This window comes from Sulfitobacter sp. 15WGC (assembly GCF_005068605.1).
In the GTDB taxonomy this organism is placed as follows: domain Bacteria; phylum Pseudomonadota; class Alphaproteobacteria; order Rhodobacterales; family Rhodobacteraceae; genus Sulfitobacter; species Sulfitobacter faviae.
This window is the reverse complement of the sequence record NZ_SZNL01000219.1, coordinates 1-249: the sequence shown is the minus strand read 5'-3', so window position 1 is coordinate 249 and position 249 is coordinate 1. Positions and strand designations below refer to the sequence as shown.

The following is a 249-nucleotide window of genomic DNA, read 5'->3' as shown; positions in this document are numbered from 1 at the left end:
CGCGCAGGCCGCGTGAGCTGACACCCAGCACGTCACACATCCGCTTGGCGCAGAAGGCGTGACGGTGTTCTTCGATGAACCGAAACCTCATGGCTTTTGCCCCGCGAAGAACTGCGTTGCCTTTTTTTAGAATCTCCCTCTCCTCCTTGAGAATGCGGTTCTCTCGCCGAAGCCGTTCATTCTCCCGGGCAAGTTCCAAGTCCTTGTCAGGCACCACATTGGTGTCACGATGCGCCGTCACCCACTTGT

At 57.4% G+C, this 249-nt stretch carries 1 pseudogene; it reads right to left on the bottom strand.

The annotated features are described in order from the left end of the window. A pseudogene (locus FCK22_RS18635) lies at window positions 1–249 on the bottom strand (IS3 family transposase); the annotation flags it as partial.